The organism is Enterovirga sp. CN4-39 (assembly GCF_049446235.1).
Classification (GTDB): domain Bacteria; phylum Pseudomonadota; class Alphaproteobacteria; order Rhizobiales; family Beijerinckiaceae; genus Enterovirga.
Genome location: NZ_JBMSEF010000006.1, coordinates 270,333 through 295,709 on the forward strand (window position 1 = coordinate 270,333; position 25,377 = coordinate 295,709).

Below are 25,377 nucleotides of genomic sequence, written 5' to 3' on the forward strand. Positions count from 1 at the left end.
ACATGCCCTACCCTGGCGCGGCAGTGCCGAATCGGCCTATCGCGCAGGAGATGCGTTTGGCTGGGAAAAGAGATCTTGGTTAACGGTCGGTCAGGCAGATCGGCCGTATAATCATCGAACGAGCTGCGGGGTGGCAGGCGGCAACGCCTTGCTGCCTTTCGTGCGTATCCGAAGTTCGAGCTTGGCCATGCGTGCGACTGGCCCGAGAGCTCGGCTTAAGGCAAGGCTGATCATGGCGACGAAGACCACCGAAAGGCAAGAGGCCGAGGCGGCTCCCGAGCAGCAGACCGACGGGCCGCTGCTCGACCTGAGCGATGCCGGTGTCCGCCGGATGATCAAGAACGCCAAGCGGCGCGGCTATGTCACCTACGACGAGCTGAACGAGGTTCTGCCTCCGGACCAGAACACCTCCGACAAGATCGAGGACATCTACGCGATGCTCAACGACATGGGCATCAACGTCGTGGAGCCCGAGGAGGCCGACGACGGCCAGAAGGAGGGCGAAGGCGGCGAGGAGGAGGAGGCCGAGGGGACCGAGGTCGCCGAGATCACCCCGGCGCGCGCCGTCGCGCTGCGGCCGGACGCGCCCGCCAAGGAGCCGACCGACAGGACGGACGATCCCGTCCGCATGTACCTGCGCGAGATGGGCTCGGTGGAGCTCCTGTCCCGCGAGGGCGAGATCGCGATCGCCAAGCGCATCGAGGCCGGCCGCGAGGCCATGATCGCGGGGCTCTGCGAAAGCCCCCTCACCTTCCAGGCCATTATCATCTGGCGCGACGAGCTCGTCGAAGGAAAGGTGCTGCTTCGCGACATCATCGACCTCGAGGCGACCTATGCCGGCCCTGACGGCAAGGGCGGCCCGAAGGAAGGCGAAGAGGCCGAGGGCGACGAAGACGTCGAGGCTGAAGGTCCGCGTCCGCCGGAAGGCGACATGGACGACGACGACATGGAGAACAACGTGTCGCTCTCGGCCATGGAAGCCGAGATCAAGCCCCGCGTGCTCGAGATCTTCGACAACATCGCCGAGAACTACAAGAAGCTGCGCCGCCTCCAGGTGGAGCATGTCGAGCAGCGGCTGCAGAACAAGCAGCTGACGCCGGCGCAGGAGCGCAAGTACAAGCAGCTGAAGAACGACGTCATCAAGGACGTGAAGTCGCTCTCGCTGAACGGCGCCCGGATCGAGGCGCTCGTCGAGCAGCTCTACGACATCAACAAGCGGCTGATCAGCCACGAGGGCAAGCTGATGCGGCTTGCCGAGTCGCATGGCGTGGCGCGCGACCAGTTCCTGCAGCACTACCAGGGCTACGAGCTCGACCCGAAATGGGTCCTGCGCGTGTCGAAGCTCGGCGGCCGGGGCTGGCGGGAATTCGTCGCCAACGGCAAGAACCAGATCCACGACCTGCGCGAGAACATCCACACGCTCGCGTCCGAGACCGGCCTCGAGATCCAGGAGTTCCGGAAGATCGTCTCCATGGTCCAGAAGGGCGAGCGCGAAGCCCGCCAGGCCAAGAAGGAGATGATCGAGGCGAACCTGCGCCTCGTGATCTCTATCGCCAAGAAGTACACGAACCGCGGCCTGCAGTTCCTGGACCTGATCCAGGAGGGCAATATCGGCCTGATGAAGGCCGTCGATAAGTTCGAGTACCGGCGCGGCTACAAGTTCTCGACCTATGCGACCTGGTGGATCCGGCAGGCGATCACCCGCTCGATCGCCGACCAGGCCCGCACGATCCGCATCCCGGTGCACATGATCGAGACGATCAACAAGATCGTCCGCACCTCGCGCCAGATGCTGCACGAGATCGGCCGCGAGCCGACCCCGGAGGAGCTGGCCGAGAAGCTGGCGATGCCGCTGGAGAAGGTCCGCAAGGTCCTCAAGATCGCCAAGGAGCCGATCTCCCTCGAGACGCCGATCGGCGACGAGGAGGACAGCCATCTCGGCGACTTCATCGAGGACAAGAACGCGGTCCTCCCGATCGACGCGGCGATCCAGTCGAACCTGCGCGAGACGACGACGCGCGTTCTCGCCTCGCTCACCCCGCGCGAGGAGCGGGTGCTGCGCATGCGCTTCGGCATCGGCATGAACACCGACCACACGCTCGAGGAGGTCGGCCAGCAGTTCTCGGTGACCCGCGAGCGCATCCGCCAGATCGAGGCTAAGGCGCTGCGGAAGCTCAAGCACCCGAGCCGCTCGCGGAAGCTCCGCAGCTTCCTGGACAACTGATGTCCTGGCTCTCGCGCCTCTTCGGCGGCGGCAAGGAGCAGGAGCCCGCCGCCCCTGCCCCGACGGCCGAGATCGAGCATCGCGGCTTCACGGTCCGGGCCGAGCCCTACAAGTCCGAGGGCGGCCAGTACCAGGTCGCCGGCACGGTGCTGAAGGAGATCGACGGCGAGCAGCGCGAACACAGCTTCGTCCGCGCCGACCGCCTCGCCTCTCTCGAGGACGCGACCGCCATGTCGCTCCAGAAGGGCCGCCAGATCGTGGACGAGCAGGGCGAGCGGGTGTTCAAGCAGCCATCGGCGAAGCGGAGCTAGGCGGCCGCGCTAGCCGTCCATCCGCCTTCTGCGGCTACGCCATAACAACTTTTGGTGGCATTCACCTAGCTTTCAGCGACGGTCCGGCATATATCGGTGCATGGGACGTTTGGGGGAAGCCGACATGATCCGCTTCTGGTTTGCCACCCTCGCGGTCGCGCTGATGACCTTCGCGATCATTGCGGACGCGGTTGCGAAGCCCTCGGTGAGCGGCGGCGTGTAGATTCGGCGGACACGTGACTGACGGCCCATATCGGCCGGAGTGCCCGCAGGAGATTTAGCACTCGATTGAACCCGCTAGCAGCGGGACGCGCCATTCAGGGCCTCGAGAGCATCAGCGGTCGAGTTGAAGTTCCTGACCGCTTCGGCCTATCGAAGCGCCTGTTCTGCATCCTCTGCATCGCGGATCTTGGCGCAGGACGCTCCCGATTCCCCTCGTTCATTACAAGTCTGAATAGGAGTTCGCGGCGTTTCCGGGCGACATTCTTCGCCTTGCACAGGTGAATGATCTTGCTCTCCTGTGAGTCGCTTCGCTCCGCGAGCGCGGCATAGGCCAGGTAAGCCGTGCTTAGCAGCACCTCTTCACGATCCTTCGCCTGGTCCTTCGACCGATCGAGGCATTCCGGAGCGGCTTCGTCGAGCTGCTTCACCCACTCTGCCCAGTGATGCCAATCGAGCCGCTCATCGTGGCCGTGCTTTCGGGACAAGACCGCAGAGTAGTTCACGAAATTGTTCACTGCCTCGACATGCGTCCGCAGAAACGATTGAAGCTGATTTGAGCTCCTCAACGTGCGACAGGCCGGCACGGAGCCACGCCGCGCCACGACTTTCGCGATTTCGTACTCTGAGAGCACGTCCTCCCAGCCGGGCGATTCCAAGACCTTCTGCCCCTGCGCGACCTGCCGACGCGCTACTTCAACCGCATAGCCCAGATCTGCATCATCGAGCCTACTCCTGAACAGTAACTGGGCCAGGTTCGTCGTGCCGCGCCAGATTGCGAACTGGCCCTGAGGGTGGCTCTCTGCGCGAGCCTCAGCCCGTTCGAGCCAGCGTTCGAGCACGCCCAGCGCTCCGGCCAGCTCCCCTTCGAGGGCGAGAGACCACGCCATTACGCTCGCGCCATACGGCAGCCGGTTAGAAAATATTTCGTGCGACTCGCCGAACCTTTCTATCCTCTCGAAAGAGACCTCTACTTCTTTTGATCTGGTAAGACACTCCTCCCTGCTCTGCGGAACGCTCAACTTCTGAGCACGATCCGTGGCGACAGAAAATAATTCATCCACACTCCTGTCGCGCGCTTCGTAGGCAACGGAAAGTTCCTGCGACAATATCGATTCCAGATCAGCGCGCAGAGCAACCCAATCTGCACGATACTCTGCTGAGATCTTGATTTGGTCTGCGTGAATGTCGCGCTCTCTCGCGGCGGCCAGACGACCGCGATTGTGGGCAAAGCCACTCAACGCTCGCGCGAAACGGATGCCCTCTGGCGGTGAGCCAACCTGTGCTCGCCGCTCGTGAGTGCCGATCAGGATCAGCGACATCGGTACGATCACGTCGCGCGCGAACCAGAGTTCGGACTGTAGAGCCGGTAAGCGGTGATCACTATTATTGCCGACCGTCGTCGCCCAGTTCTGGGCGTCATACTCAACCATAAGACCCAGAAGCTTGAACGGTTCGAGCCCCCAAGCGACCCGGTTGGAGCCTGCATCGGGGGCACTACGGGTAATGGCAGCCAATGGGTCTGCCTGCCTCGGGGACGGCGCCGCGGTTATCGAGGCAAACTGGACGCCCGATCCTGCAACTGTAAGACTCTGCATTCTCCTAAACCAGCCGTAACGCGCGTCGGTCAGCACAAGAATGGAGAGGAGCGCCGAAATGCCGAGCGCAGCGAGCATTGGGATGGCATACCCAGCGCCAGCTCCTATGACAGAGAGCACGTAAAATAAAAGCGAGCCAATCCCAACTCCCATCACGAACTCGAACAGTGGCAACCTGATATAACCGACCATGGTCCTGAATGCGTCATCCGCCAAAGACTTATCTAGATGATCAACGAGATACACGACTGGCATCGACGACGCGAAAACAATGGTAAATACAGCAACACGTTTGATAAAAGTATTCGGCGGCCAGAACGGCTCACCTTGCGTTACGCGGAATGCGAGCGTCAGGCCGAGGAGCAGACCCGAGAGGAACAGCATGCTCAGTTCGCTCCTCGCTCGGCCGCACCTGCGGTGGCCAAATTGGCTGAGCTGTGCCCGGTCCCAAAGCGCTGCGGCACGGCCTGACTCCAGCACCCCTCGTGACGAGGCGGCGGCGCGTGCCTTGGATGCGGCCGCGCGCTGCGGAGGATCTCCAGTTCGAATTGGCCCGGCTCGGACACCGGAACGCCGGTAAGATCCTTCGGCAGGTTTTTGGGCAGCCAGTTCGCCTTATCCGCTCCAGCCGCACGTGCGGCGGTCCAGCGCTCGACCACACTCCAATGCAGCTTCTCGCTGATCACTTCCTGCGGCGTGCCGCCCTCCTCGATCGGCGGTCGCCCGGACAGGACGGGACGCGGATAGGGCGACAGAAGGCGAAAGAGCAGGTTGCCGGAATTGTGCAGTTCGCATCCGGGACAGGGGCAATATTCCTGGCCGATGAAGTCCGGATCGAGTTCCAGCCCAGACACGGACATACGGTCCATCATCCAGACCAGCGCCGTGTCCGACAGTCCTGAAGCGCTAAATCCCCCGCCGACATCGGAATGGACGCCCGCGAACCAAACCTGTTCGACGTTCGCCCGCTTCGTGCCCTTCGGCTGCAACCACAAGGTCGGCTGGAAAGGCCCCCTTGCTTCGTCAATCGCAATCGCATGGTAGGCGTGCTCGACATGGGCTCCGAGTTGCCGATCATGGAAGCCAAGAAGCTTCGCCGTGATCGCCGCCCCCCAGCCGGAGATGAACAGGCCAGACGAAATTCCGTAGCTGCCGACGGTGTCCCAGACGCCCAGAGCTTTCACCGCGACCGGATGGTGGAACCACGCAGCCTCCGGAGCGGTGTGAGAGGGTTTGCCCGCCTGGCCTCCCTCGGCAGGCCTCGGACCTGCGCGCTTGCCCGGCCGCCGCTTCGGCGGGAGCCGGTAGTACTTCCAGGCCTCGTCAAAGCGCTCGAACTCTTGGCGCCTCAGCACGCCGATGACCCCGATGAGAGCCGCGAGGGCGCGGCCCGTGAAGGCTCCGCGTGAGAAGCCCAGGATATAGATTTCGTCGCCCGGCTCGTAGTTCAGGGTGAGGAAGGTGTAAGCCCGGTGCACGTTGCTGCGGACGCCGGCGCCGAGCACGCCGCCGAGCAGCCTGTCAATCGGCCCGCCGGTGCCCACGCCCGAATTGTAGTAGACGACCTGCCGCGTTCCATCGCTCGCCACGGGAATGACCGATTGGGCGAACTTCACGACGTTCGTGACCTCGTCGGGCGCCTTCACCTTGTTTCAGGTGCCGTCCAGGCAGATGACGATGCGCTTGAATGGGCGCTGCGGGTCTTCGCTTTGACGATCCCCCATTGGCTCGATCCGCCCTTAAGTTGCAAATACACAACCTAAAGGAGAGACGTTCGTCAAGCGGCCTTCGACGCGTGGTGCCCAAACAAAGAAGGGCCGCGATCCAGTTGGATCACGACCCCTCGATTTTGGGAGGCCGGCCTGCGCCGGCCGGAATTCAGTACTTGCGGATGATCGGTGCGGGCTCGGCGACCTTCGGATCGTCCCAGCGATACCGGGCCGAGAAGGAGACGAGGTTCACGTCGGCCTGCACGTCGCCGAAGAACGGGATGGCGCCGTTGTAGAGCGGATTCCCGGGCGCGATCGCGATGCGCTTATTCCCGACCGCGAAGTAGTGGGCGTAGGACGCGTTGAGCGTCAGCTTGTCATTCCAGGCGTAGCTCGCGCCGACCGAGGCGTGGACGCGGTCCGTGTCCGGCAGCCGCGTGGAGCGGTTGCTCGCGTCCATCGGAGACCACTCGTAGCCGACGCCGGCCCGCAGGGCGAGTTGCGGGTTCCACTGGTACTCGCCGCCGAGCGATACGAGGTAGCCGTCCTTGTAGTTGAGCGGGAACGATCCGATCGCCGTTCCGGTCGCATCGGCACGGATCGCCGGGGCGCGCAGGCGGCTCCAGTTCATCCACTCGAAGGCGGCGCTCAGCCGGAAGTCGGGCGTGATCGCCTGGGTGACGCCGAACGTCAGCTGGTCGGGGAGGCTGACCTTCACGCGGATCGGGACCACCCCGACGGCCGGGTTGCGGAACGTGCCCGTGAGGCTGTGGTCGATCGTGGAGCGATAGCCGACGCCGATGACGGTGCCGGGGGTCGGCGTGACGGTGACGCCCACCGTTCCGCCCGCGGCCCAATCGTCGCCTTCGAGGATGGCGTTCCCGGCACCCGGCAGCGGGCCGAGGGCCGTGTTGAGGCGTACCTTGAAGTACTGGACCACCGGGCCGGCGCCAATGGAGAGCCAGTCATTCACTTTGTAGGCGACGAGCGGAGCGAAGCTCAGCGATACGATCCGGGAGGAGCGGGAATAGGTCTGGCCGGCCCAATTGACGTTCGGCTTGGTCACGCTGCCGAAGGGAGCCGCGCTCGCGATGCCGACCCAGATCCGGTCGGTGAGCTGGCGGGAGCTGTAGGTCGCCGGGACCGCCGCGTCCTGCGCGACGTCGCCGGAGCCGCCGAAGCCGATCGTGGGCGTCGGCAGGGTGGGCGTGATGCGCGCATAGGCGTCCACGTACGTGATGTTGTACTCGCTCTGGAAGCCCGGGTGCATCGTGAGCGTGGCCGGGTTCCAGAAGGCCGAGGAGACGCCGGCGGCGCCCGCCGCGGCACCCGCATAGGCCTGACCGATCGCGATCGTGCTCTGGCTCCGAAGGCCGAAGGCGCCCGCCTGGGCTCCTCCCGTGGCTCCGGCCAGGATCCCCGCCGACGCAACCCCGACCAGTAGTGAACGGCCCAACCTCATTCGTTTCCTCAAGTCGTCTGTCGGATACTGCGAATCGCCGTACCCCGGAAGGTGTAGTGACTGTGTAGGAGCCACGCCCTTGCCGCAATCTTCGGCAGTGCCGATCTCCGCCGGACACACCGGGGCGGGCGGGAATCCGGCCACTCCGTTGCGCCGCGGCCACATTTTTGCCGCGCCTTCCGGGAGCCCGATCGGCTAGGGATATTGCAGCCGAGGATTCCGACGCTACAGATCGGGGCCGCCAGGGAGGATTGTCGATGAAGCTTGTGCGCTACGGAGAGGCCGGTCGGGAAAAGCCGGGGCTTGTGGCTTCGGACGGTTCGATCCGGGATCTCTCGGGCAAGATCCGGGACATCGACGCGGAGGCGCTCTCCTCAGGCTTCTCGGCCCTGCGTGGCCTCGACCCGTCGAGCCTCCCTGCCGTCCCGGCGGGCACGCGCCTCGGCTGCCCGGTGGCACGGGTCGGCCATTTCATCGCCGTCGGCCTCAACTATGCCGATCACGCCGCGGAGGCCGGACAGCCCATTCCTGCCGAGCCGATCCTGTTCTCGAAGGCGCCGTCCTGCATCGTTGGGCCGAACGACGACGTGATCATCCCGAAAGGGTCCGGCAAGACGGACTGGGAGATCGAGATCGCGATCGTGATCGGACGGCGCGCCTCCTATGTCGGAGCGGACGAGGCGCTGAGCCATGTCGCTGGCTACACGGTCTGCAACGACGTCTCCGAGCGCGAATTCCAGTTGGAACGGTCGGGCCAGTGGATGAAGGGGAAGGGCTGCCCGACCTTCGGCCCGCTCGGCCCCTGGCTGGTCACTCCGGACGAGATCCCGGACGTGCAGAACCTCGCCATGTGGCTCGACGTGAATGGCGAGCGGATGCAGACGGGGAACACCAACACGATGATCTTCGACTGCGCGCAGATCGTCTCCTATTGCTCGCAGTTCATGACACTCGAGCCGGGCGACGTGATCACGACCGGCACGCCTCCGGGCGTGGGCCTCGGCATGAAGCCGCCGCGCTACCTGAAGCCGGGCGACGTCGTGACGCTCGGGATCGAGAAACTCGGCGAGCAACGCCAGAACATAAAGGCATTCCAGGCCTGATGACCGAACCGCTGTTTCGGGACGACGCTTACCTTCGCGCCGCCCCCGCCACCGTCATCGCCGTGACGCCCGAGGGCGGCGTCGTGCTCGACCGGACCGTCTTCTACGCGCAGGGCGGGGGCCAGCCCGGCGATGTCGGCCGGCTCCTTCGCCAGGATGGCTCCGCGATCCAGGTTGCGAACACCGTCTACGGGCCGGACCGGGCGAGCATCGTGCACGTCCCGGCGCCGGACCAGGCGCCGCTGCAGGTCGGGGAGCAGGTCACGGCCGAGCTCGATTGGGAGAGGCGATTTCCCCGCATGCGGGTGCATACCGCCCTGCACCTCCTCAGCGTGGTCCTGCCCTACCCGGTCACCGGCGGGTCGATCGGCGACGGCGATGGCCGGCTCGACTTCGACATCCAGGAAGCTGGGCTCGACAAGGCCGAATTGACCGAGAAGTTGCATGCGCTCGTCGACCGCGATGCGCCGGTCTCGTTCCGCTGGATCACGGACGAGGAACTCGATGCCAATCCCGGGCTGGTGAAGACCATGTCCGTGAAGCCGCCCCGCGGATCCGGCCGCGTGCGCCTCGTCGAGATCGACGGCATCGACCTCCAGCCCTGCGGCGGCACCCATGTCCGGCGCACGGGCGAGATCGGGCAAGTCGTCGTCAGCGACATCGAGAAGAAGGGCAAGCAGAACCGCCGCGTCCGGATTCGGCTGGGCTGAGTTCTGCGCGTCACGGTCGGGCCTTAGGCCCGCCGGCCCCAATCCGGAAGCAGCGCCTCGCGGACAAGCGGGGCAGGAGCACAACATGGCCAGGATCGACATCGTTTCCCCGCAATGGCTTGCGGAGCGCTTCGGCGACCCGAGCGTGGTCGTGCTGGACGGATCCTATTACCTGCCGACGCAGGGGCGCGACGCAGATGCCGAGTACCTGGAGGCGCATGTTCCGGGTGCGATCCGGTTCGACATCGATACCGTGAAGGACAGGTCGTCGCCCCTCCCGCACATGCTGCCGGAGCCCGACGAGTTCGCGGCCGCGGTCGGCGCGATGGGCATCTCCGACCAGCACACGATCGTGGTCTATGACGGGCTGGGCCTGTTTGCGGCCCCGCGCGTCGCCTGGACGTTCCGGACCTTCGGCGCGCCTCGGGTCGCCGTGCTGGATGGCGGCCTTCCGGCCTGGCGGGAAGCCGGCTTTCCGGTAGAGCGCGGCGAGCCGGAGCCGCGCGATCCCGTCGAGTTCACGCCACGCTACGACGAAAGCGCGGTCGCGAGCCGCGAGGATGTCGCGCGTGCGCTCGCGGAGGGCACCGCCCTCGTCCTCGATGCGAGGTCGCCCGCCCGTTTCTCCGGGGAGGAACCCGAGTACCGGCCGGGCCTGCGCTCGGGCCACATGCCGAGCGCCCGCAACCTTTATTACGGAAACCTCCTTCGCGAGGGACGCATCGCCGATGCGGCGGACATCGAAGCGGTGCTCGCTGCGGCCGGCGTCGACGGATCCCAGCCGATCGTGACGACCTGCGGTTCGGGCGTCACGGCCGCCATCCTGGTGCTTGCGATCGAGCAGACCGGCCGGCCGGCTCCCGCCCTCTACGATGGGTCTTGGGCCGAATGGGGCTCCCGGGACGATACTCCCGTCGCCACCGGCCCGGCCTGAGCGCCGCCCGCTCACCTGGATGCCGCCCGTGACCCTGTATCAGGCAGGGTTGGTGCGCACCGTCAGCATGTCGGCGACGGCACACACGGCCCCGATCGCGTAGGCGGCGCTCGCGAAGACCATCACGGCATCGGGACCGACGCCATCCGCGAGCGCGCCTGCGATGACCGGCCCGACGAGTTGCCCGACCCCGAGGGAGGCGGTCGCCAGGCTGAACAGGCGGGCGTAGGCTGCATCGCTCGTGCGCTCCCTGACATAGGCGGTGACGATCGCGGGCGTGGAAGCGAGGCCGAGGCCGACCAGGAGCGCACCCGCGAGCGGCGCGACGCCCCCCGGCGCGATCGCAGCCGCCGAGCCTGCCGCCCCGGCAAGACTGGCCAGGATCAGCGCAAACGGCTTCCAAGCGCGCGACCAGAGGATCGCCGCCCCGAGGATCGAGCCGGCGATCGAGCCGAGCCCCAGGGTGACCCACGACGCCACGACCGTGGCCATCGGGGCGTTCGCCTGGGCAAGCCGGCCGCCCACGAAGGTGGAATACGCGATGTAGCCGACGCCGAACATGAAGTAGGCGCCGAACAGGCCGAGCCAGGATGGCCACGGTCTGCTGGCGGGCGAGGTGGAATCCGTGTGGCCCTGCCTCGGCCTTCCGGCGGTGGTACCGATTCGATGACCGCGCCCGACCTCCCAGGCAACGAGGAGGGCCAGGAGCGCGGGCAGGCAGAACGCCCAGCGCCAATCTCCCGGCTCGTGGAGCAGGAAGGGAGCCGAGAGCCCGCTTGCGATGATGGCGGTCCCGATCCCCGCCCAGACGGCAGTGCTCACAACGGGGCGCAAATCCGGACGCGTCCGCTCGAATACGACCACGAACAGGGCGAGAAGCCCGACGCCAGCGCCGAGCCCGGTGAGCACCCTGCCGACCGCGAGCGTCGGGATGTCGCTCGCCAGCCCGTTCGCCAGCGCGCCGAACGCGAAGACGACATGCCCCCAGCGGGCCAGCGCCGACATGGAGGCATAGCGCCCGAAATAGGGCGCCAGGAGCGTCCCGGCGAGATAGGCGGCGAGGTTCGCCGCACTCAGCGCGCCGCCCGCAAAGAAGGTCAGGTCGAGGTCGCGCCGAAGCGCCGGCAGGACCGTCCCGAAGCTGATGCGCGCGACGCCGATATCGAGCGCCATCGCCAGGAAGGCCCATGCGATCAGGCGACGTGGCAGGCGAGCCTCCGCCAACATGGTCGGGCGAGCGCCGCCGAGGCTCGGCTGGAAGCCGCTGCCTAGTATCCGGACCCCGGCCCGGGGCTCCACAATCCCCGCGGCGGGCTGTCCCTCGGCGGAATCGGCCATGGATCAGAGCCTCCGAACCGTGCCGCTCGCGTTTCGATCGCGGCGGATGGCAGGATCGGATGGCTCTGTTTCGCGCTCATGGCGGCCGACGGGATCCGCATTTCAGGCGTAAGCCCCGCCCTAGTGCAGGATCTGGCTCAGGAAGAGCTTCGTGCGCTCGTGCTGCGGGTTGCGGAAGAACTCGTTCGGCTCGTTCGCTTCGACGATCTGGCCCGCATCCATGAAGATGACGCGGTTCGCGACCTGCCGGGCGAAGCCCATCTCGTGCGTGACGCAGAGCATGGTCATCCCCTCCTCGGCGAGGCCGACCATGGTGTCGAGCACCTCCTTGACCATCTCGGGATCCAGAGCGGAGGTCGGCTCGTCGAACAGCATGATCTTCGGGCTCATGCAGAGAGAACGCGCAATGGCGACGCGCTGCTGCTGGCCGCCCGAGAGCTGGCCCGGATACTTGTTGGCCTGTTCGGGGATCTTGACGCGGGTGAGATATTTCATGGCGACCTCTTCCGCGTCCTTCTTCGCCATCTTCTTCACCCAGATCGGGGCGAGCGTGCAGTTCTCCAGGATCGTCAGGTGCGGAAACAGATTGAAGTGCTGGAACACCATGCCGACTTCGCGGCGGATCTCGTCGATCTTCTTCAGATCGTTCGTGAGTTCCGTCCCGTCGACGATGATGCGGCCCTTCTGGTGCTCTTCCAGGCGGTTGATGCAGCGGATCATCGTCGACTTGCCGGACCCCGAGGGCCCGCAGATGACGATGCGCTCACCCCTTCCCACGGAGAGGTTGATATCGCGCAGGACGTGAAACTCGCCGTACCACTTGTTGACGCCGAGCAGTTGGACGATCGGCTCGCCCGCCGCGGGTTTCGCCATTGTGGATGATTGTTGGGCCATGGCCGCCATGAGGGTCACCGTCTTTGTCCAGCCGCGAGCCGTCGCTCGACCATGAGCGAGTAGCGCGACATCCCGAAACAGCACAGAAAGTAGAAGAGCGCCGCGAAAGCGTAGCCCGTGTTGGACACGGTCGGCGCTGCCCATTGCGGGTCGATGCGGGCGGATTCGATCGTCTTCATCAGGTCGAAGACGCCGATCACGTAGACGAGGCTCGTGTCCTTGAAGAGGCCGATGAAGGTGTTCACGATCCCCGGGATCACGATCCTCAGCGCCTGCGGCAGGACGATGAAGAACATCATCTTCCAGTAGCCGAGGCCGAGCGACATCGCGCCCTCGTACTGGCCCTTCGGCACCGCCTGCAGGCCACCGCGCACCACTTCCGCCATGTAGGCGGAGGCGAAGATCGCCACGCCGACCAGCGGCCGCAGCAGCCTGTCCACCGTCATGCCGGCCGGCAGGAAGAGCGGCAGCATCGTGTTCGCCATGATGAGCACGGTGATGAGCGGCACCCCGCGGATCACCTCGATGAAGATCACCGAGGCGAGCCGCACCAGGGGGAGCTTCGAGCGCCGGCCGAGCGCCAACAGGATGCCGAAGGGCAGCGAGAACACGATGCCTACGACCGAGACCAGCAGGGTCACCAGGATCCCGCCCCAGAATGCGGTCGCGACGGGCTCGAGGCCGATGGCGCGCCATCCCGCGAGGAGGACGAACGACGCGATGGGGAAGACGAGGAAGAAATAGACGGCGCCGAGATCGCGCCGTGGCGCCTTCAGCCAGAGCAGCCACCCCAGGCCGAAAGCCAGCATCGCGAACCAGATATCCACGCGCCAGCGCTGATCGACCGGATAGGCCCCGTAGGTGAAGTAGCCGATGCGGTCGACCACGAAGGCCCAGCAGGCCCCGATCGGCCTGCCCGCCATGTCCTCCCGGCAGGCAGCCCGGTCAGCGCCGGTCCAGACCGCATCGATGAACAGGAAGCGAACCAGCGGCGGGACGACCTGGTAGAGCAGGAACAGGACGACGAGCGTCAGGACCGTATTCGTGACCGACGAGAACATGTTCTGCCTCGCCCAGGCGAGCGGTCCGCGGACGAGATTAGGCGGCGGCAGGGCTTCGCTCTGCCGCGTCTGGACGTAGGAGAGGGAGGGCCCGGAGAGCGATTGAACGGCCATGGCTAGCGCTCCACCAGCGCCTTGCGGGCATTGTACCAGTTCATGAAGCTCGCAGTCGCGATCGATATGGTCAGGTAGACCGCCATCGTGATCGCCACGCACTCGATCGCCTGGCCGGTCTGGTTGAGCACGGTGCCCATGAACACCTGGACGAGGTCCGGGTAGCCGATCACGACGGCGAGCGAGGAGTTCTTCGTCAGGTTCAGGTACTGGCTCGTGAGCGGTGGAATGATCACCCGCATGGCTTGCGGGATGACCACGAGCCGAAGCGTCTGCCCCGGTGCGAGCCCCAGCGCATAGGCCGCCTCGGTCTGCCCCCTGGACACGGCCAGGATGCCCGCCCGCACGATCTCGGCAATGAAGGCCGCCGTGTAGACGGTGAGCCCGAGCGTGAGCGCGACGAGTTCAGGGAAGACCTGGAGTCCGCCCCGCAGGTTGAAGGTGCCCTTGATCGGGAAATCGAAGGAGATCGGGTTGACGGCGACGAGCGCCAGCACGGCCCAGGCGAGGAGCGGCAGCCCCAGGACGAAGCCGAGCGTGGCACGGATCACCGGCGATTGCTGGCCGGTCGCGGCCTGCTTCCGGTGGGCCTGGATCGCGTACACGACCGCGGCCGCAACGCCGATCCCGAGCGCGGCGAGCACGACCCAGACATCGTTCGCGAAGAGCGGCTTCGGGATGTAGAGACCGCGGTTGTTGAGGAAGACACTGCCGCCGACCGCAACCGAATTGCGGGGATCGGGCAACGACCGCAGCACGGCGATGTACCAGAACAGGAGCTGCAGCAGCAGCGGCAGGTTCCGGACCACCTCGACATACACCGTCGCGGCCCGGGCCACGATCCAGTTGGAGGACAGCCGCGCGACGCCGATGACGAAGCCGAGAATGGTCGCAAGCACAATCCCGATCGCGGCGACGAGGAGCGTGTTCAGGAGCCCGACCACGAAGGCCCGGCCGTAGGTCGAACTCGCCGAGTAGGGAATCAGGGTCTGGCTGATGTCGAAGCCGGAGGTCGATTCCAGGAACCCGAAGCCGGACGCGATCTTGGCTGCCCGGAGATTCTCGATGGCGTTGGACGCCGCCATCCAGATCAGGCCGACGACCACGATGACCAGGATGACCTGGTAGGCGATCCCGCGGACCCTGGGATCGTTCAGGAAGGACGCTCTGGCGGGCTCGGGGGCCCTGGCTATGCTCGACAAAGCCTGTTCTCCGGCCGGCTTCTTGGCTCAGTACCAGCTCGCGAGGAGACGCAAGGACCGGGCCTGAGCAAGGGGCGCCCCGGATCGGAGCGCCCCGGTTTCGATCAGCGGATCGGCGGAGCGAACTGCAGCCCGCCCTTGTTCCAGAGGGCGTTCAGGCCGCGCTTGATCTTGAGGCGCGAACCCTCGCCGACATTCCGGTCGAAGATCTCGCCGTAGTTGCCGACGCCCTTGATGATCCGGACAGCCCAATCCTTCGTCAGCCCGACCGACTCGCCGAAGGACCCTTCGGTGCCGAGGAGTCGCTTGATCTCCGGGTTGTCCGACTTCGTCATCTGGTCGACATTCGCCTTCGTCACGCCGAGCTCCTCGGCGGCCAGAAGCGCGTTGTGCGTCCACTTCACGACGTCCGCCCATTGCGCGTCGCCCTTTCGGACGGCCGGGCCGAGCGGCTCCTTGGAGATGATCTCCGGCAGGACGATGTGGTCGTCCGGCGCCGAGGCGCGCAGGCGCTCCGCATAGAGACCCGAGGCGTCCGTCGTGAAGGCGTCGCAGCGCCCGGTATCGTAGGCCTTGAACGTCTCGTCCGAGGTGGCGAAGGCCACGACCTCGTACTTCATGTTGTTGGCGCGGAAGTAGTCGGCGAGGTTCAGCTCGGTCGTCGTGCCCTGCTGCGTGCAGATCGAGGCGCCGTTCAGCTCCTTGGCCGAGGCCACGCCGAGCTTCTTGCGGACCATGAAGCCCTGGCCGTCATAGTAGTTGACGCCCGCGAAGGTCAGGCCGAGCGCCGTGTCGCGCGACATCGTCCAGGTCGTGTTCCGGATCAGGACATCCACCTCACCCGACTGGAGCGCAGTGAAACGGTCCTTGGCCGCCAGCGGCGTAAAGCGGACCTTGGTCGGGTCGTTGAAGATCGCGGCCGCCAGGGCGCGGCAGTAATCGACGTCGAGGCCCGACCAGTTGCCCTGCGCGTCGGGCACGCCGAAGCCGGCAAGGCCCGTGTTCGAGCCGCACTGCAGGAAGCCCTTCTGCTTGATGTTGTTCAGCGTGGCCTGGGCCGACGCGTCGGCGGCGCCCAGACCAACCCCGGCGAGCCCAACGGCGAGCCCGAGCGCGAGGGTCGCAAGTCTCGATGTCATGTTCGAAAGTTCTCCACTCTGAAGTGCCGGTTGTGCGCAGGTTTCATTCCGAGCGCATTCGGAAAGCGGCCGCCCACCCACTGCAGCTTTGATGCCATCGAATTGGACAACACTCATCCGGTCAAGTGAGGCACAATGCAACCTTCGCTTGACGCGGCAAAGCCGACCCGGCCATGACCGGGGTGATGGCCCAGCACCCCTCCGCTCATCTCGACCGTTTCCGCGAGCGCACGCGACTCGTCCACGCGGGACGTGACCCGTTCGAGCAGCACGGCTTCGTCAACACGCCGATCTATCGCGGCTCGACGGTGCTCTACCCGAACGTGGACGAGTTCCTCCACCGCCGAAACACGAAATTCACCTACGGCACGCAGGGCACGCCGACCATCCGGTCGCTCGAGACCGCCTGGTCGGGCCTCGCCGGCGCAGCCGAAACCGTCCTGACCCCTTCGGGCCTCGCCGCCATCACGCTTGCCCTCATGACGGTGTGCGAGGCGGGGACGCACATCCTGGTGCCGGACTCGGTGTATCGGCCGACCCGGAACTTCTGCGACACCGTGCTGCGGCGGCTCGGGATCGAGACCACCTATTACGACCCGCTCCTGGGCGAGGATATCCGGGAGTTGTTCCGGCCCAACACGACGGTCGTCTTCACGGAGGCGCCCGGCTCGCAGACCTTCGAGATGCAGGACATTCCTGCCATCGCGGCGGTCGCGCATGCCCGGGACGCGGTCGTGCTCATGGACAACACCTGGGCCACCCCCCTCTTCTTCCCGCCGCACGAGAACGGTGTGGACATCTGCATCGAGGCCGGCACCAAGTACCTGTCCGGCGGCTCGGACCTGCTGATCGGCCTCACTTCCGCAAACGAGACCTGGGCCAAGCGCCTGCGCGACACCGCCAGCGCCTTTGCCATGTGCGCGGGGCCGGAGGACGCGTTCCTGGGCCTGCGCGGACTGCGGACGATGGCCCTGCGGCTGAAGGAGCACGAGCGCCAGGCACTGGAGATGGCACGCTGGTTCGAGGCCCGTCCCGAAGTGGCGCGCGTGCTTCACCCAGCCCTCGAGACCGACCCCGGCCACGCGATCTGGAAGCGTGACTTCAAGGGGTCCTCGGGGCTGTTCTCGATCATCCTGAACCCCGCAAGCCGCGAAGCGCTCGCCGCCATGGTGGACGGGCTCGAGCTCTTCGGCATCGGGGCGTCCTGGGGTGGTTTCGAGAGCCTTGTCCTGCCGTTCGATCCGCGCGCCTACCGGACCGCGACCCGTTGGGAGGCCGAAGGGCCGGCGCTCCGCTTCCATATCGGCCTGGAGGATCTCGACGACCTGAAGGCCGACCTCGAGGCGGGCTTCGACCGGCTGCGGGCGACGGCATGATGCGGCTCGCAGCCGTCGCCTGCCTCGCCGCCCTTCTCGGCTGGGCCGCGGGTGCGGCTGCAAACGATTCGACCGCCGAGCTGTCGGCGGGCGGGCTCGTCCTCTCAACAAGCGCCGATATCCGCATGGTATCGGAAGACCTCTATGTCTCGGCGCGCGAGATCCGGGTCGGATATCGGTTCCTGAACACGGCGCCCCGCGACATCTCCACGGTCGTAGCGTTCCCCCTTCCGGATCTCACGGGCGCGCCCGACGCCAACATTTCCCTGCCGGAGGCGGAGAGCGACAATTTCGTCGGCTTCGCGACCCGGGTGAACGGCGCGCCGGTCGCCACGGAGGTCGAGCGCCGCGTCCTCGCGGCGGGGATCGACCGGACGGACAGGCTGCGCCAGCACGGGATCCCGCTCCATCCGCTCTCGCGGGAGACCCAGCGGGCGCTCGACGCGCTCCCCCGCGAGCGCTGGAAGGAGCTGGTCGAGCTCGGCCTCGTGGAGATCGAGAGCTACGACGACACCGGTCAGGGCATGAAAGACCACGCCGTGCCGCGCTGGACGCTCAAGACCACCTATCACTGGCGGCAGACGTTTCCGGCCGGGCGGGAGATCACGGTCGAGCACAGCTACAGGCCCGTGGTCGGGTACTCCGTCGTGACGCCGTTGGCCTTCCCCGAGTTCCGGCGGGAGGCGGACTTCGCGCGCTACCAGGCGAGCTACTGCATGGATGCCGACTTCCTCTCCGCCGCCCGCCGCGTCGCGAGCAGCCACCCGCAGGAGGCGCGCATCTCCTACGTCCTCAAGACCGGGGCGAACTGGGCCGGCCCCATCGGGGAGTTCCGGCTCGTCGTGGACAAGGGAAACCCGTCGAACCTCGTCAGCTTCTGCGGCGAGGGTGTGCGCAAGATCTCGCCCACCCGCTTCGAGATGAGGAAGCGCGACTTCACGCCCACCGAGGATCTCGGGATCCTCATCATCGGACGGGATCTCGCGCCCTAGAGACACGGCCCGCCTCGCGGGACGATAAAGACGACAAGCAGAGACCGGGAAGATCGCTCATGTCCGTCCACGCCACCACGATGCCCACCGCGCGGCCGCCGTCGCGGCTGGCGAAGATCCTGTCCCGAACCTCTCCGGTGACCTGCATCGAGGATCTGCGGGTCCTGGCAAAGCGGCGTGTGCCGCGGATGTTCTACGACTACGCCGATTCCGGCTCCTACACGGAGGGGACGTACCGGGCCAACAGCGCCGATTTCGCGGCCATCAAGCTCCGGCAGCGGGTGGCGGTGGACATGACCAACCGCACGCTGGCCTCCACCATGATCGGCCAGCCGGTCGCCATGCCGGTGGCACTCGCCCCTACGGGCCTCACCGGCATGCAGCACGCCGATGGCGAGATACTCGCGGCCCGAGCGGCCGCGAAGGCGGGCGTGCCGTTTACGCTCTCCACCATGAGCATCTGCTCCATCGAGGATGTGGCGGAGGCGACGGGCCATCCCTTCTGGTTCCAGCTCTACGTCATGCGCGATCGGGACTTCATCGACCGGCTGATCGGCCGCGCGCAGGCGGCCGGGTGCTCGGCCCTCGTCCTCACGCTCGACCTCCAGATCCTCGGGCAGCGCCACAAGGACATCAAGAACGGGCTCTCGACCCCGCCGAAGCCGACGCTCCGGAACATGATCAACCTCGCCCTGAAGCCCTATTGGTGCGTGTCGATGCTGGGGACCGAGCGGCGCACCTTCCGGAACATCGTCGGGCACGCGAAAGGCGTCAGCGACCTCTCCTCCCTGTCCTCCTGGACGGCGGAGCAATTCGACCCCAGCCTCAACTGGGACGACGTGAAGCGCATCAAGGACCGCTGGGGCGGCAAGCTGATCCTGAAGGGCATCCTCGACCCGGAGGACGCGGAGATGGCGGTGCAGAGCGGCGCGGACGCGCTGATCGTCTCGAACCACGGCGGGCGGCAGCAGGATGGCGCCCTCTCATCCATCTCCGCGCTCCCCGCCATCGTGGAGGCGGTCGGCGGCCGGATGGAGGTGCTGTTCGACGGCGGGATCAGGTCAGGGCAGGACGTCCTGAAGGCGCTGGCGCTGGGAGCCAAGGGCACCTTCATCGGCCGCGCCTTCCTGTACGGCCTGGGCGCTCTCGGTGAACAGGGCGTCACGCTCGCCCTCGACATCATCCGCAAGGAGTTGGAAGTCTCGATGGCGATGTCGGGCCTGCGGGACGTGCTCGACGTCGACGCCCGAATCCTGGCCCGCAACCCTTATGCGTTGCCGAGGACCTGAGAGGCGGAGCTTGGCTTTCGGTCGAGCGGGATCCATGTTTCGCGCGAGGAGCCGCGAGATGAGTGACACGGAAACGATCACGATCGAGTTGCCGTCGGAGCTCGCCCGCGAATTGCACGACCGCGTCGCTCGCGGCGAGTACGGGAGCGAGAGCGAGGCGGTGAAGACCGCACTCGAGAGCCTCGACGTGTTCATTCCGTCAGACGAGTGGGTGATCCGGGAGGTGCTCCCGGTGATCGAGGAATGTGAGAGGGACCCGTCGCAGCTTCTGTCGCCGGAGGAGGTTGTAGACAGGATCGACGACTTGCATCGGCGTACGCTCGACGCTCGTAACCGTGCGGCATAGAGTACGATACTCTGCCAGAGCTCTTCAGGACCTGGAGCGGATCTACCGATACGTTGCCCGACAATCCGGGAATCCAGACGTGGCTCTGGGCTATGTCGAACGTATCAGAGGAGCCTGCGAGCGCCTCTCTCACTTTCCGGAACGAGGAATGCTGCGGGCACGGCTTCGCCCAGGACTTCGCATCATCGGCTTCGAGCGTCGCGTCAGCATCGCGTTCTACGTGACCTCGACGGACGTGCTGATCGCAAGGGTTGCCTATCGCGGCAGAGATCTTCCTGCCGACTTCCGCGGGTGACGCCTGAAGCTACGTCACGTCGTCCTTCCGCGGCTTGTAGATCAGCATCAGGTTCCGGACGTAGATGAAGACGGCCAGCACCTGACCGATAATGATGATCGGCTCGCGACGGACGAGCCCGTAGACCAGCGTCAGACCTCCCCCGAGGAGGGAGATGAACCAGAAGGCGACCGGTATTACGCTGCGGCCGGCCCGCTCGCTCGCGATCCACTGCACAACGAAGCGCATCGCGAAGACGATCTGGGCAACGAGGCCGAACAGCACCCACAGATCGAACTTCGCGACGAAGACGTCGTAGAGGTATTCGCTGAGGTTCTCGGAGAGTTGGAAGATCATCAGCCGTCGTACCTGATCCGCGGCACCCGCTTGCGGCGCCGGATGAGCCACCAGACGCCGAAGAGGTCGAGGATGCCGCTCCAGAGGCGGTCGAAGAAACCGTAATGCGAGGTGCCGGCCGTGCGCGGCCGGTCGACCACATCGACATGCACGACGCCGTAGCCCTCGCGCTTCACCAGCGCCGGCAGGAAGCGGTGGAGGGAATCGAAGAACGGCAGCGCCAGGAAGACGTCGCGGCGGAACACCTTGTGCCCGCAGGCCGTATCCCGCGTATCGTCCTTCAGGATGGCGCTGCGGACCTTGTTGGCGATCCGCGACTGCAGCTTCTTGAACCGTCCGTCGCCGCGGCGGGTGCGCTGGCCGACTGCGAGCCCGACGCCCGGGCCGCCGCGCTCCAGGGCCGCCACGAGATCGAGCACGTATTTCGGATCGTTCTGGCCGTCGCCGTCGAGCGTCGAGATCACGTCGGCCCGCGCGGCTCGCACGCCGGTGAGAATCGCGGCACTCTTCCCGCAGCTCTCCTCGTGCACGATCACTCGGAGCCAGTCCCGGTCGGCGCGGGCGAGTTCGCGCAGGCTCTCGTCCGTCGAGCCGTCCACCACGTAGACCACCTCGAAGGGCGCCAGCGGGGCGAGAACCGTGTCCAGCTCAGAAAGCTGCTGTCCGATCGAGCCCGCCTCGTTCTTGGCCGGGATCACGACCGACAGGCGCGGCCGCATCCCGGTTCCGGCCGCCTTCTCGGTTGTCGTTACGGTCTCAATCACTGGCCGGCCCGATAGACGCCGATATCGGCCCGGCGCCCCCCGTTGATGTTGAACCCAGTGACGCGGCTCACCGGCTCGCGCGTGGCCCGGTCGCCCAGCGCCTCACGGAAGGCGGGCTCGAAGCGGCTATCCACGAAGAGCACGCGGCAGCCCGGTTGGGCGAGGAAATCGGCCGCCTCCTTGCCCGTCTCGACCATGTCCAGCGAGGTGCCGACGAGGAAGACGAGGCTCGGCTCGCGATAGCCGAGCGTCGCAACCGGCGCGCCCGGGCAGCGGGCCGCCTCCGCCGCCGCCGCGAGGCGGGGCGAGAGCTTCAGCGACTGCAGGGCGGGCTGCGTGAAGCCGAAAACGCCTATCGCGAGGATCGGCGCAGCCGCCACGCCCACGATCGCCGCACGGGTCACCTCGCCGCGGGCGAAATACACCCAGGACGCGATCGCGACCGCACTGGCGGCCAGGAGGAACGGCAGGCCGGCGACCGGGAGCGTGCGATCCAGCGTCCACGTCCCGAAGCAAAGCCCTACCGTCAGGCCGACCGGGATCAAGGGCATGGCGAGATAGGCGATCCTCGCGCCCGGCCGGTGCGGCCCGACATAGCCTTCCGTCATCGCGCGGACAGCCAGGATGGCGAGGGCGGGATAGAGCGGCATCACGTAGTGCGGCAGCTTCGTCGAGACCGCCTCGAAGATCACCCAGGCCGGAACGACCCAGGCGAGAAGGAATGTCGCCCAATCCTCGTGCCGACGGATCCAGGCGAAGGGGGCCGCGATCGCGGCGAGGAGCGCCGCCGGCCAGAAGGTTGCGAAATAGGCGACGAGGTAGAAGCCGGGCGGTGCTCCGTGCTTCTGCTGCCCGGTCGATACCTTGCCGAGCATGTCGTCGCCGACGGCGAGGCGGTAGAACTCGCCGCCCGACTTCCAGGCGATCGCCACGAACCAGGGCAGGACGGCGACCACGATGATGGCCAGGCCCAGCCAGGGCCGCAGCCCCCGCAGCCATGCGACCGAGCGCTCCCGGATGGACAGGGTGACGGCAGCCAGTCCGGTGAACATGAGCACCATCGGGCCCTTGATCAGGATCCCGAGCGCGACCGCGGCCCAGAAGATCATGACCGTGAGGGTCGGCTGCCGCGCCATTCCCCGCGCCAGCCACATCCGGGCCAGCGCCCCCATGGCGGCCACGCAGCAGGCCAGCAGCATCGCGTCGGTCTTGGCGAGCCGCGCCTCCACCATGAGGATGACGGAGGAGGCCATGAAGGCGGCGGCCAGGAGGGCCTCGCGGCGTCCCGCGAAGGCGAGCGCCGCCCAGTAGGTCAGCAGCACCCCGCCGATCGCCCCGAGGAGCGAGGGGGTGCGGTAGAGCCAGATGGTCGTGCGGGCAGCCGGCACCCCGAGCGCCTCGCCGGCCGAGACGGCGGCCGCCTGCATCCAGTGGATGCCGATCGGCTTCTTGTACCGCGCCTCGTCCTGGAACCGGATGTCGACGAAATCACCCGTCTCGAGCATCTGCTTCGTCGCCTGGGCAAAGCGCGGCTCGTCCCTGTCCATCGGCTGGAGCGACGCGAGGCCGGGCAGGAAGCAGGCGAGCGACAGCGCCAAGAGCACGGCGCAGGCCCGGCCATGACTCCGCTCGACGAAGGAGAGCAGTCGCTCGGACCAGGAGGGCTCGCGGCCGATATCGATTGGGGCTGTGCGGGATGCGGCGAGGCCGGCCATGGAATCCTCATGCGGCCGGGCGGCCAGCATCCGCCCGCCGCTATGCTGTTCGGCAGGGCCGCCCTGTCGGGCAATCGCCGTCCGAAGTCAAACCTTCGCGCCGGGATGGCGGCGAATGGCGAACCCGTGCCAGTAAGGCCGGAAGCTAGCGGAGCAGGACCGTCACATGGCGCATCATCGCATCGAGGCCGGGGCCGAAACGGTCCATTGGGGCTATTTCGACGCAGCGCTCCCGCCGGTGCTGACGATTGCGTCCGGCGACACGGTCACGATCTCGACGGTCTCAGGCGCCCCCGACGTAATGCCGCTTCCCCCGCTCCAAGTACCGGAGAGTCTCAGGGCTGTTCAGGCTGAAGTTCCCAACCGGCTCCCCGGCCACATGTGCACCGGCCCCGTCGCGATCCGAGGCGCCAAGGCCGGCCAGGTGCTCGAGGTCCGGATCGACGCCATCGAGCTGCACTACGACTGGGGCTACACCTTCGCGGCTCCCCTGAAGGGCGTCCTCCCCGACGAGTTGAGCGAACGCCACCTGATCCATATCCCGCTCGACCGGGACCGGATGGTGGGCCGCCTCCCCTGGGGACTGGAACTCCCGCTCAGGCCGTTCTTCGGCGTGATGGCCGTCGCGCCGCCTGAGGGCTGGGGCATGGTGTCGACGCTGCCGCCCCGGCGAAACGGCGGCAATCTCGACAACAAGGAATTGGTCGCCGGCACGACGCTTTACCTCCCCATCCATGTCGACGGCGCGAATTTCTCCGTCGGGGACGGCCATGGCGTCCAGGGCGATGGCGAGGTCTGCATCACGGCGATCGAGACGGGCCTGATCGGCACCTTCACGCTCACGGTACGGGACGACTTGAGGCTCGAGTGGCCGATGGCCGAGACGCCGACCCACGTCATGACGATGGCCTTCCACCCGGATCTCGACGATTGCGCGCGGATCGCGCTCGATCTGATGATCGGTCTGATCGCGGCCCGCACGGGCCTGACCCGCGCGGAGGCCTACATGCTCTGCAGCCTGGCTGCCGATCTCCGGGTCACGCAGATGGTCAACGGGAACAACGGCATACACTGCATGCTGCCGAAATCCTGTCTCGTCGGCCGGAGCTGAAGGACGCGGTCAGCCGTTCCTGGCAAGGCGCGGGCCCAGCCCAAGGCTCGGCGCCAGCACGATGGCGGCTGGCGCCGCGTCCCGCAGGCGGCGCGCGGTCTCGACCACCTCCATGGCGTTCTCGTAACCCTGCCTGAGGTCGATGATCGAGATATCCGGGCCGAAGAGGCTCCTGTGCTCCCGCGTGAAGGCCGCGGCCGCCACCATGGTGGGGGCTCCCTCGAGAAAGACATAGAAGAGGGCATGGTCTCGCATCTGCGGGGCCCGCGATACGACGAGGAACAGCGTGTAGGCGGCCCGCTCGAGATCCCGGCGGCGCGCGCGCTGCTGGTCGCGCAGCCGCATACGATCTGCGAGATCAATCACCCGGTCGGCAGGGCTGGCATTCCCGCCCCGGCACTCCCTCTCGTCCATCGCGCCAGTCTCCTCGCCGGCACCCCGTCGAATTCACAACGCGGCGCGGAGGCGGCGGTTCGGCAAAGGCCGTGATCGGAACGAAGGCGACTGCCCGGCGATTGAGCCCGGACCTGTAACCAGGGCGAGACACCAAGGTTGATGAAGTTCAAGACGATTCTGCTCGCCGGCATCGTTCTGCCAGCGAGCGCCGCACAGGCGGTCGAGCCCGTTCTGACCCATGCGCTGCGTCCAATCCAGTTGGCCCAAGCTCCCGAGCCGGGCGCCGGACCGGGACGGGGGGACCGAGGGCCCGGCGGACCAGGTGGGGGAGCCGGTGGTCCGGGGATGCGCGAACGCGGATCAGGCGAAGCTCCAGGGGGGCCCGGAGCGCCGCGCCAGGCTGCGCCACCGAGCCCCGTTCAGACCCGCGAAGCCCCTGCTGCCCGTCAGGCCGCTCCGGAGCGTGACGCCGTGCCGCGGCCCGATCGCGGGCCGAGCGAGCGTGGAGCGGCCGAACGTGGGCCCAGCGAAGGACGGGGGCCGGGATCCCGCGATGGCGCGCCCTCGCGAACGGAAGCCGCGCCGGGAACGGCGGAGCCTCGCCGGGCAGAGCCGCAGCGGAGCCCCGAGACGCGTCAGGCCCCCTCGGCCGATCGGGACTCGTCGGCGGACCCACGAAGGGGGGATCAGCGCCCGAGAGACGAACGCCGTGAGGGGCGTGAGGAGCGTCACCGGCAAG

General features: G+C 66.8%; 23 protein-coding genes. 11 read left to right on the forward strand and 12 right to left on the reverse strand.

The genetic code is table 11. The features are described 5' to 3' along the window. Positions 1-232: 232 nt before the first annotated feature. Both rpoD and ACO2SS_RS12880 read left to right on the forward strand, forming a co-directional pair. Positions 233-2,224: an RNA polymerase sigma factor RpoD gene (gene rpoD / locus ACO2SS_RS12875; protein ID WP_423278064.1), complete on the forward strand. Its 1,992-nt coding sequence runs from the start codon at positions 233-235 to the stop codon at positions 2,222-2,224. Beyond that, positions 2,224-2,535 (forward strand): HlyU family transcriptional regulator, encoded by a 312-nt coding sequence (locus tag ACO2SS_RS12880; protein WP_423278065.1) that lies wholly within the window; start codon positions 2,224-2,226, stop codon positions 2,533-2,535. Before rpoD ends, ACO2SS_RS12880 begins: the two co-directional genes overlap by 1 nt. 317 nt (positions 2,536-2,852) lie before the next feature. Here the strand turns inward: ACO2SS_RS12880 and ACO2SS_RS12885 are convergent, their stop codons facing one another. From ACO2SS_RS12885 to ACO2SS_RS12895, 3 genes are all read right to left on the reverse strand, one after another. Continuing rightward, a complete protein-coding gene (locus ACO2SS_RS12885; RefSeq protein ID WP_423278066.1) occupies positions 2,853-4,736 on the reverse strand; it encodes a hypothetical protein in 1,884 nt (627 codons plus the stop codon). Positions 4,737-4,738: 2 nt separating this feature from the next. Continuing rightward, positions 4,739-5,998 (reverse strand): DUF2235 domain-containing protein, encoded by a 1,260-nt coding sequence (locus ACO2SS_RS12890; RefSeq protein ID WP_423278067.1) that lies wholly within the window; start codon positions 5,996-5,998, stop codon positions 4,739-4,741. 232 nt (positions 5,999-6,230) lie between these two features. Then, a complete protein-coding gene (locus ACO2SS_RS12895) occupies positions 6,231-7,523 on the reverse strand; it encodes an OmpP1/FadL family transporter (RefSeq protein ID WP_423278068.1) in 1,293 nt (430 codons plus the stop codon). Positions 7,524-7,780: 257 nt separating this feature from the next. Between ACO2SS_RS12895 and ACO2SS_RS12900 the strand changes: the two genes are divergently transcribed. From ACO2SS_RS12900 to sseA, 3 genes are all read left to right on the forward strand, one after another. Beyond that, the gene (locus tag ACO2SS_RS12900; protein WP_423278069.1) at positions 7,781-8,626 is read left to right on the forward strand and encodes a fumarylacetoacetate hydrolase family protein; all 846 of its coding nucleotides are present in this window, start codon (positions 7,781-7,783) and stop codon (positions 8,624-8,626) included. Then, positions 8,626-9,336, forward strand: a complete 711-nt coding sequence (locus tag ACO2SS_RS12905) for an alanyl-tRNA editing protein (protein WP_423278070.1) — start codon at positions 8,626-8,628, stop codon at positions 9,334-9,336. The genes ACO2SS_RS12900 and ACO2SS_RS12905 overlap by 1 nt, the downstream gene beginning before the upstream one ends. Positions 9,337-9,421: 85 nt before the next feature. Beyond that, positions 9,422-10,270, forward strand: a complete 849-nt coding sequence (gene sseA / locus ACO2SS_RS12910; protein ID WP_423278071.1) for a 3-mercaptopyruvate sulfurtransferase — start codon at positions 9,422-9,424, stop codon at positions 10,268-10,270. Between the two features lie 39 nt (positions 10,271-10,309). Here the strand turns inward: sseA and ACO2SS_RS12915 are convergent, their stop codons facing one another. The 5 genes from ACO2SS_RS12915 to ACO2SS_RS12935 all read right to left on the reverse strand — a co-directional run bounded on the left by ACO2SS_RS12915 (position 10,310) and on the right by ACO2SS_RS12935 (position 16,018). Then, on the reverse strand, positions 10,310-11,608 hold the full coding sequence (locus ACO2SS_RS12915; protein WP_423278072.1) for a YbfB/YjiJ family MFS transporter: 1,299 nt from the start codon (positions 11,606-11,608) through the stop codon (positions 10,310-10,312). 120 nt (positions 11,609-11,728) lie between these two features. Next, positions 11,729-12,481 carry an amino acid ABC transporter ATP-binding protein gene (locus tag ACO2SS_RS12920; RefSeq protein ID WP_423278073.1) on the reverse strand — a complete coding sequence of 251 codons (753 nt, stop codon included), beginning with the start codon at positions 12,479-12,481 and terminating at the stop codon, positions 11,729-11,731. Between the two features lie 35 nt (positions 12,482-12,516). Continuing rightward, positions 12,517-13,677: an amino acid ABC transporter permease gene (locus ACO2SS_RS12925; protein ID WP_423278074.1), complete on the reverse strand. Its 1,161-nt coding sequence runs from the start codon at positions 13,675-13,677 to the stop codon at positions 12,517-12,519. A gap of 2 nt (positions 13,678-13,679) precedes the next feature. Continuing rightward, positions 13,680-14,879 (reverse strand): amino acid ABC transporter permease, encoded by a 1,200-nt coding sequence (locus ACO2SS_RS12930; RefSeq protein ID WP_423278075.1) that lies wholly within the window; start codon positions 14,877-14,879, stop codon positions 13,680-13,682. Between the two features lie 104 nt (positions 14,880-14,983). Next, positions 14,984-16,018, reverse strand: coding sequence for an amino acid ABC transporter substrate-binding protein (locus ACO2SS_RS12935; RefSeq protein WP_423278076.1), 1,035 nt, complete (start codon positions 16,016-16,018; stop codon positions 14,984-14,986). Between the two features lie 185 nt (positions 16,019-16,203). Here ACO2SS_RS12935 and metC point away from each other — a divergent pair, with 185 nt between their 5' ends. The 5 genes from metC to ACO2SS_RS12960 all read left to right on the forward strand — a co-directional run bounded on the left by metC (position 16,204) and on the right by ACO2SS_RS12960 (position 20,316). Further along, on the forward strand, positions 16,204-17,394 hold the full coding sequence (gene metC, locus ACO2SS_RS12940; protein ID WP_423278094.1) for a cystathionine beta-lyase: 1,191 nt from the start codon (positions 16,204-16,206) through the stop codon (positions 17,392-17,394). Then, positions 17,391-18,386 (forward strand): DUF4424 domain-containing protein, encoded by a 996-nt coding sequence (locus ACO2SS_RS12945; RefSeq protein ID WP_423278077.1) that lies wholly within the window; start codon positions 17,391-17,393, stop codon positions 18,384-18,386. Before metC ends, ACO2SS_RS12945 begins: the two co-directional genes overlap by 4 nt. A gap of 80 nt (positions 18,387-18,466) precedes the next feature. After that, complete coding sequence (locus ACO2SS_RS12950) at positions 18,467-19,675, forward strand: alpha-hydroxy acid oxidase (RefSeq protein WP_423278095.1); 1,209 nt, start codon at positions 18,467-18,469, stop codon at positions 19,673-19,675. Between the two features lie 58 nt (positions 19,676-19,733). After that, positions 19,734-20,021 (forward strand): hypothetical protein, encoded by a 288-nt coding sequence (locus ACO2SS_RS12955; RefSeq protein ID WP_423278078.1) that lies wholly within the window; start codon positions 19,734-19,736, stop codon positions 20,019-20,021. Beyond that, the gene (locus tag ACO2SS_RS12960; RefSeq protein WP_423278079.1) at positions 20,011-20,316 is read left to right on the forward strand and encodes a type II toxin-antitoxin system RelE/ParE family toxin; all 306 of its coding nucleotides are present in this window, start codon (positions 20,011-20,013) and stop codon (positions 20,314-20,316) included. Before ACO2SS_RS12955 ends, ACO2SS_RS12960 begins: the two co-directional genes overlap by 11 nt. Before the next feature lie 9 nt (positions 20,317-20,325). Here the strand turns inward: ACO2SS_RS12960 and ACO2SS_RS12965 are convergent, their stop codons facing one another. Genes ACO2SS_RS12965 through ACO2SS_RS12975 form a run of 3 tightly spaced genes read right to left on the reverse strand, consistent with a single transcriptional unit; the run spans position 20,326 to position 23,131 of the window. Further along, positions 20,326-20,652 (reverse strand): lipid-A-disaccharide synthase N-terminal domain-containing protein, encoded by a 327-nt coding sequence (locus ACO2SS_RS12965; RefSeq protein WP_423278080.1) that lies wholly within the window; start codon positions 20,650-20,652, stop codon positions 20,326-20,328. Then, positions 20,652-21,371, reverse strand: coding sequence for a glycosyltransferase family 2 protein (locus ACO2SS_RS12970; protein WP_423278096.1), 720 nt, complete (start codon positions 21,369-21,371; stop codon positions 20,652-20,654). Before ACO2SS_RS12970 ends, ACO2SS_RS12965 begins: the two co-directional genes overlap by 1 nt. Before the next feature lie 41 nt (positions 21,372-21,412). Continuing rightward, on the reverse strand, positions 21,413-23,131 hold the full coding sequence (locus ACO2SS_RS12975; RefSeq protein WP_423278081.1) for an ArnT family glycosyltransferase: 1,719 nt from the start codon (positions 23,129-23,131) through the stop codon (positions 21,413-21,415). 166 nt (positions 23,132-23,297) lie between these two features. Between ACO2SS_RS12975 and ACO2SS_RS12980 the strand changes: the two genes are divergently transcribed. Next, on the forward strand, positions 23,298-24,242 hold the full coding sequence (locus ACO2SS_RS12980; protein ID WP_423278082.1) for an acetamidase/formamidase family protein: 945 nt from the start codon (positions 23,298-23,300) through the stop codon (positions 24,240-24,242). 9 nt (positions 24,243-24,251) lie between these two features. Here the strand turns inward: ACO2SS_RS12980 and ACO2SS_RS12985 are convergent, their stop codons facing one another. Continuing rightward, positions 24,252-24,656 carry a hypothetical protein gene (locus ACO2SS_RS12985; protein ID WP_423278083.1) on the reverse strand — a complete coding sequence of 135 codons (405 nt, stop codon included), beginning with the start codon at positions 24,654-24,656 and terminating at the stop codon, positions 24,252-24,254. Positions 24,657-25,377 lie beyond the last annotated feature (721 nt).

Bases quoted from the DNA above. Each gene is read 5' to 3' on its own strand.
- ACO2SS_RS12975 (WP_423278081.1), bottom strand. From the start codon at position 23,131: ATGGCCGGCCTCGCCGCATCCCGCACAGCCCCAATCGATATCGGCCGC.
- ACO2SS_RS12895 (WP_423278068.1), bottom strand. From the start codon at position 7,523: ATGAGGTTGGGCCGTTCACTACTGGTCGGGGTTGCGTCGGCGGGGATC.
- ACO2SS_RS12980 (WP_423278082.1), top strand. From the start codon at position 23,298: ATGGCGCATCATCGCATCGAGGCCGGGGCCGAAACGGTCCATTGGGGC.
- sseA (WP_423278071.1), top strand. From the start codon at position 9,422: ATGGCCAGGATCGACATCGTTTCCCCGCAATGGCTTGCGGAGCGCTTC.
- ACO2SS_RS12920 (WP_423278073.1), bottom strand. From the start codon at position 12,481: ATGGCGAAACCCGCGGCGGGCGAGCCGATCGTCCAACTGCTCGGCGTC.
- ACO2SS_RS12935 (WP_423278076.1), bottom strand. From the start codon at position 16,018: ATGACATCGAGACTTGCGACCCTCGCGCTCGGGCTCGCCGTTGGGCTC.
- rpoD (WP_423278064.1), top strand. From the start codon at position 233: ATGGCGACGAAGACCACCGAAAGGCAAGAGGCCGAGGCGGCTCCCGAG.
- ACO2SS_RS12925 (WP_423278074.1), bottom strand. From the start codon at position 13,677: ATGGCCGTTCAATCGCTCTCCGGGCCCTCCCTCTCCTACGTCCAGACG.
- ACO2SS_RS12880 (WP_423278065.1), top strand. From the start codon at position 2,224: ATGTCCTGGCTCTCGCGCCTCTTCGGCGGCGGCAAGGAGCAGGAGCCC.
- ACO2SS_RS12885 (WP_423278066.1), bottom strand. From the start codon at position 4,736: ATGCTGTTCCTCTCGGGTCTGCTCCTCGGCCTGACGCTCGCATTCCGC.
- metC (WP_423278094.1), top strand. From the start codon at position 16,204: ATGGCCCAGCACCCCTCCGCTCATCTCGACCGTTTCCGCGAGCGCACG.
- ACO2SS_RS12970 (WP_423278096.1), bottom strand. From the start codon at position 21,371: ATGCGGCCGCGCCTGTCGGTCGTGATCCCGGCCAAGAACGAGGCGGGC.
- ACO2SS_RS12985 (WP_423278083.1), bottom strand. From the start codon at position 24,656: ATGGACGAGAGGGAGTGCCGGGGCGGGAATGCCAGCCCTGCCGACCGG.
- ACO2SS_RS12905 (WP_423278070.1), top strand. From the start codon at position 8,626: ATGACCGAACCGCTGTTTCGGGACGACGCTTACCTTCGCGCCGCCCCC.
- ACO2SS_RS12900 (WP_423278069.1), top strand. From the start codon at position 7,781: ATGAAGCTTGTGCGCTACGGAGAGGCCGGTCGGGAAAAGCCGGGGCTT.
- ACO2SS_RS12915 (WP_423278072.1), bottom strand. From the start codon at position 11,608: ATGGCCGATTCCGCCGAGGGACAGCCCGCCGCGGGGATTGTGGAGCCC.
- ACO2SS_RS12965 (WP_423278080.1), bottom strand. From the start codon at position 20,652: ATGATCTTCCAACTCTCCGAGAACCTCAGCGAATACCTCTACGACGTC.
- ACO2SS_RS12950 (WP_423278095.1), top strand. From the start codon at position 18,467: ATGCCCACCGCGCGGCCGCCGTCGCGGCTGGCGAAGATCCTGTCCCGA.
- ACO2SS_RS12945 (WP_423278077.1), top strand. From the start codon at position 17,391: ATGATGCGGCTCGCAGCCGTCGCCTGCCTCGCCGCCCTTCTCGGCTGG.
- ACO2SS_RS12955 (WP_423278078.1), top strand. From the start codon at position 19,734: ATGAGTGACACGGAAACGATCACGATCGAGTTGCCGTCGGAGCTCGCC.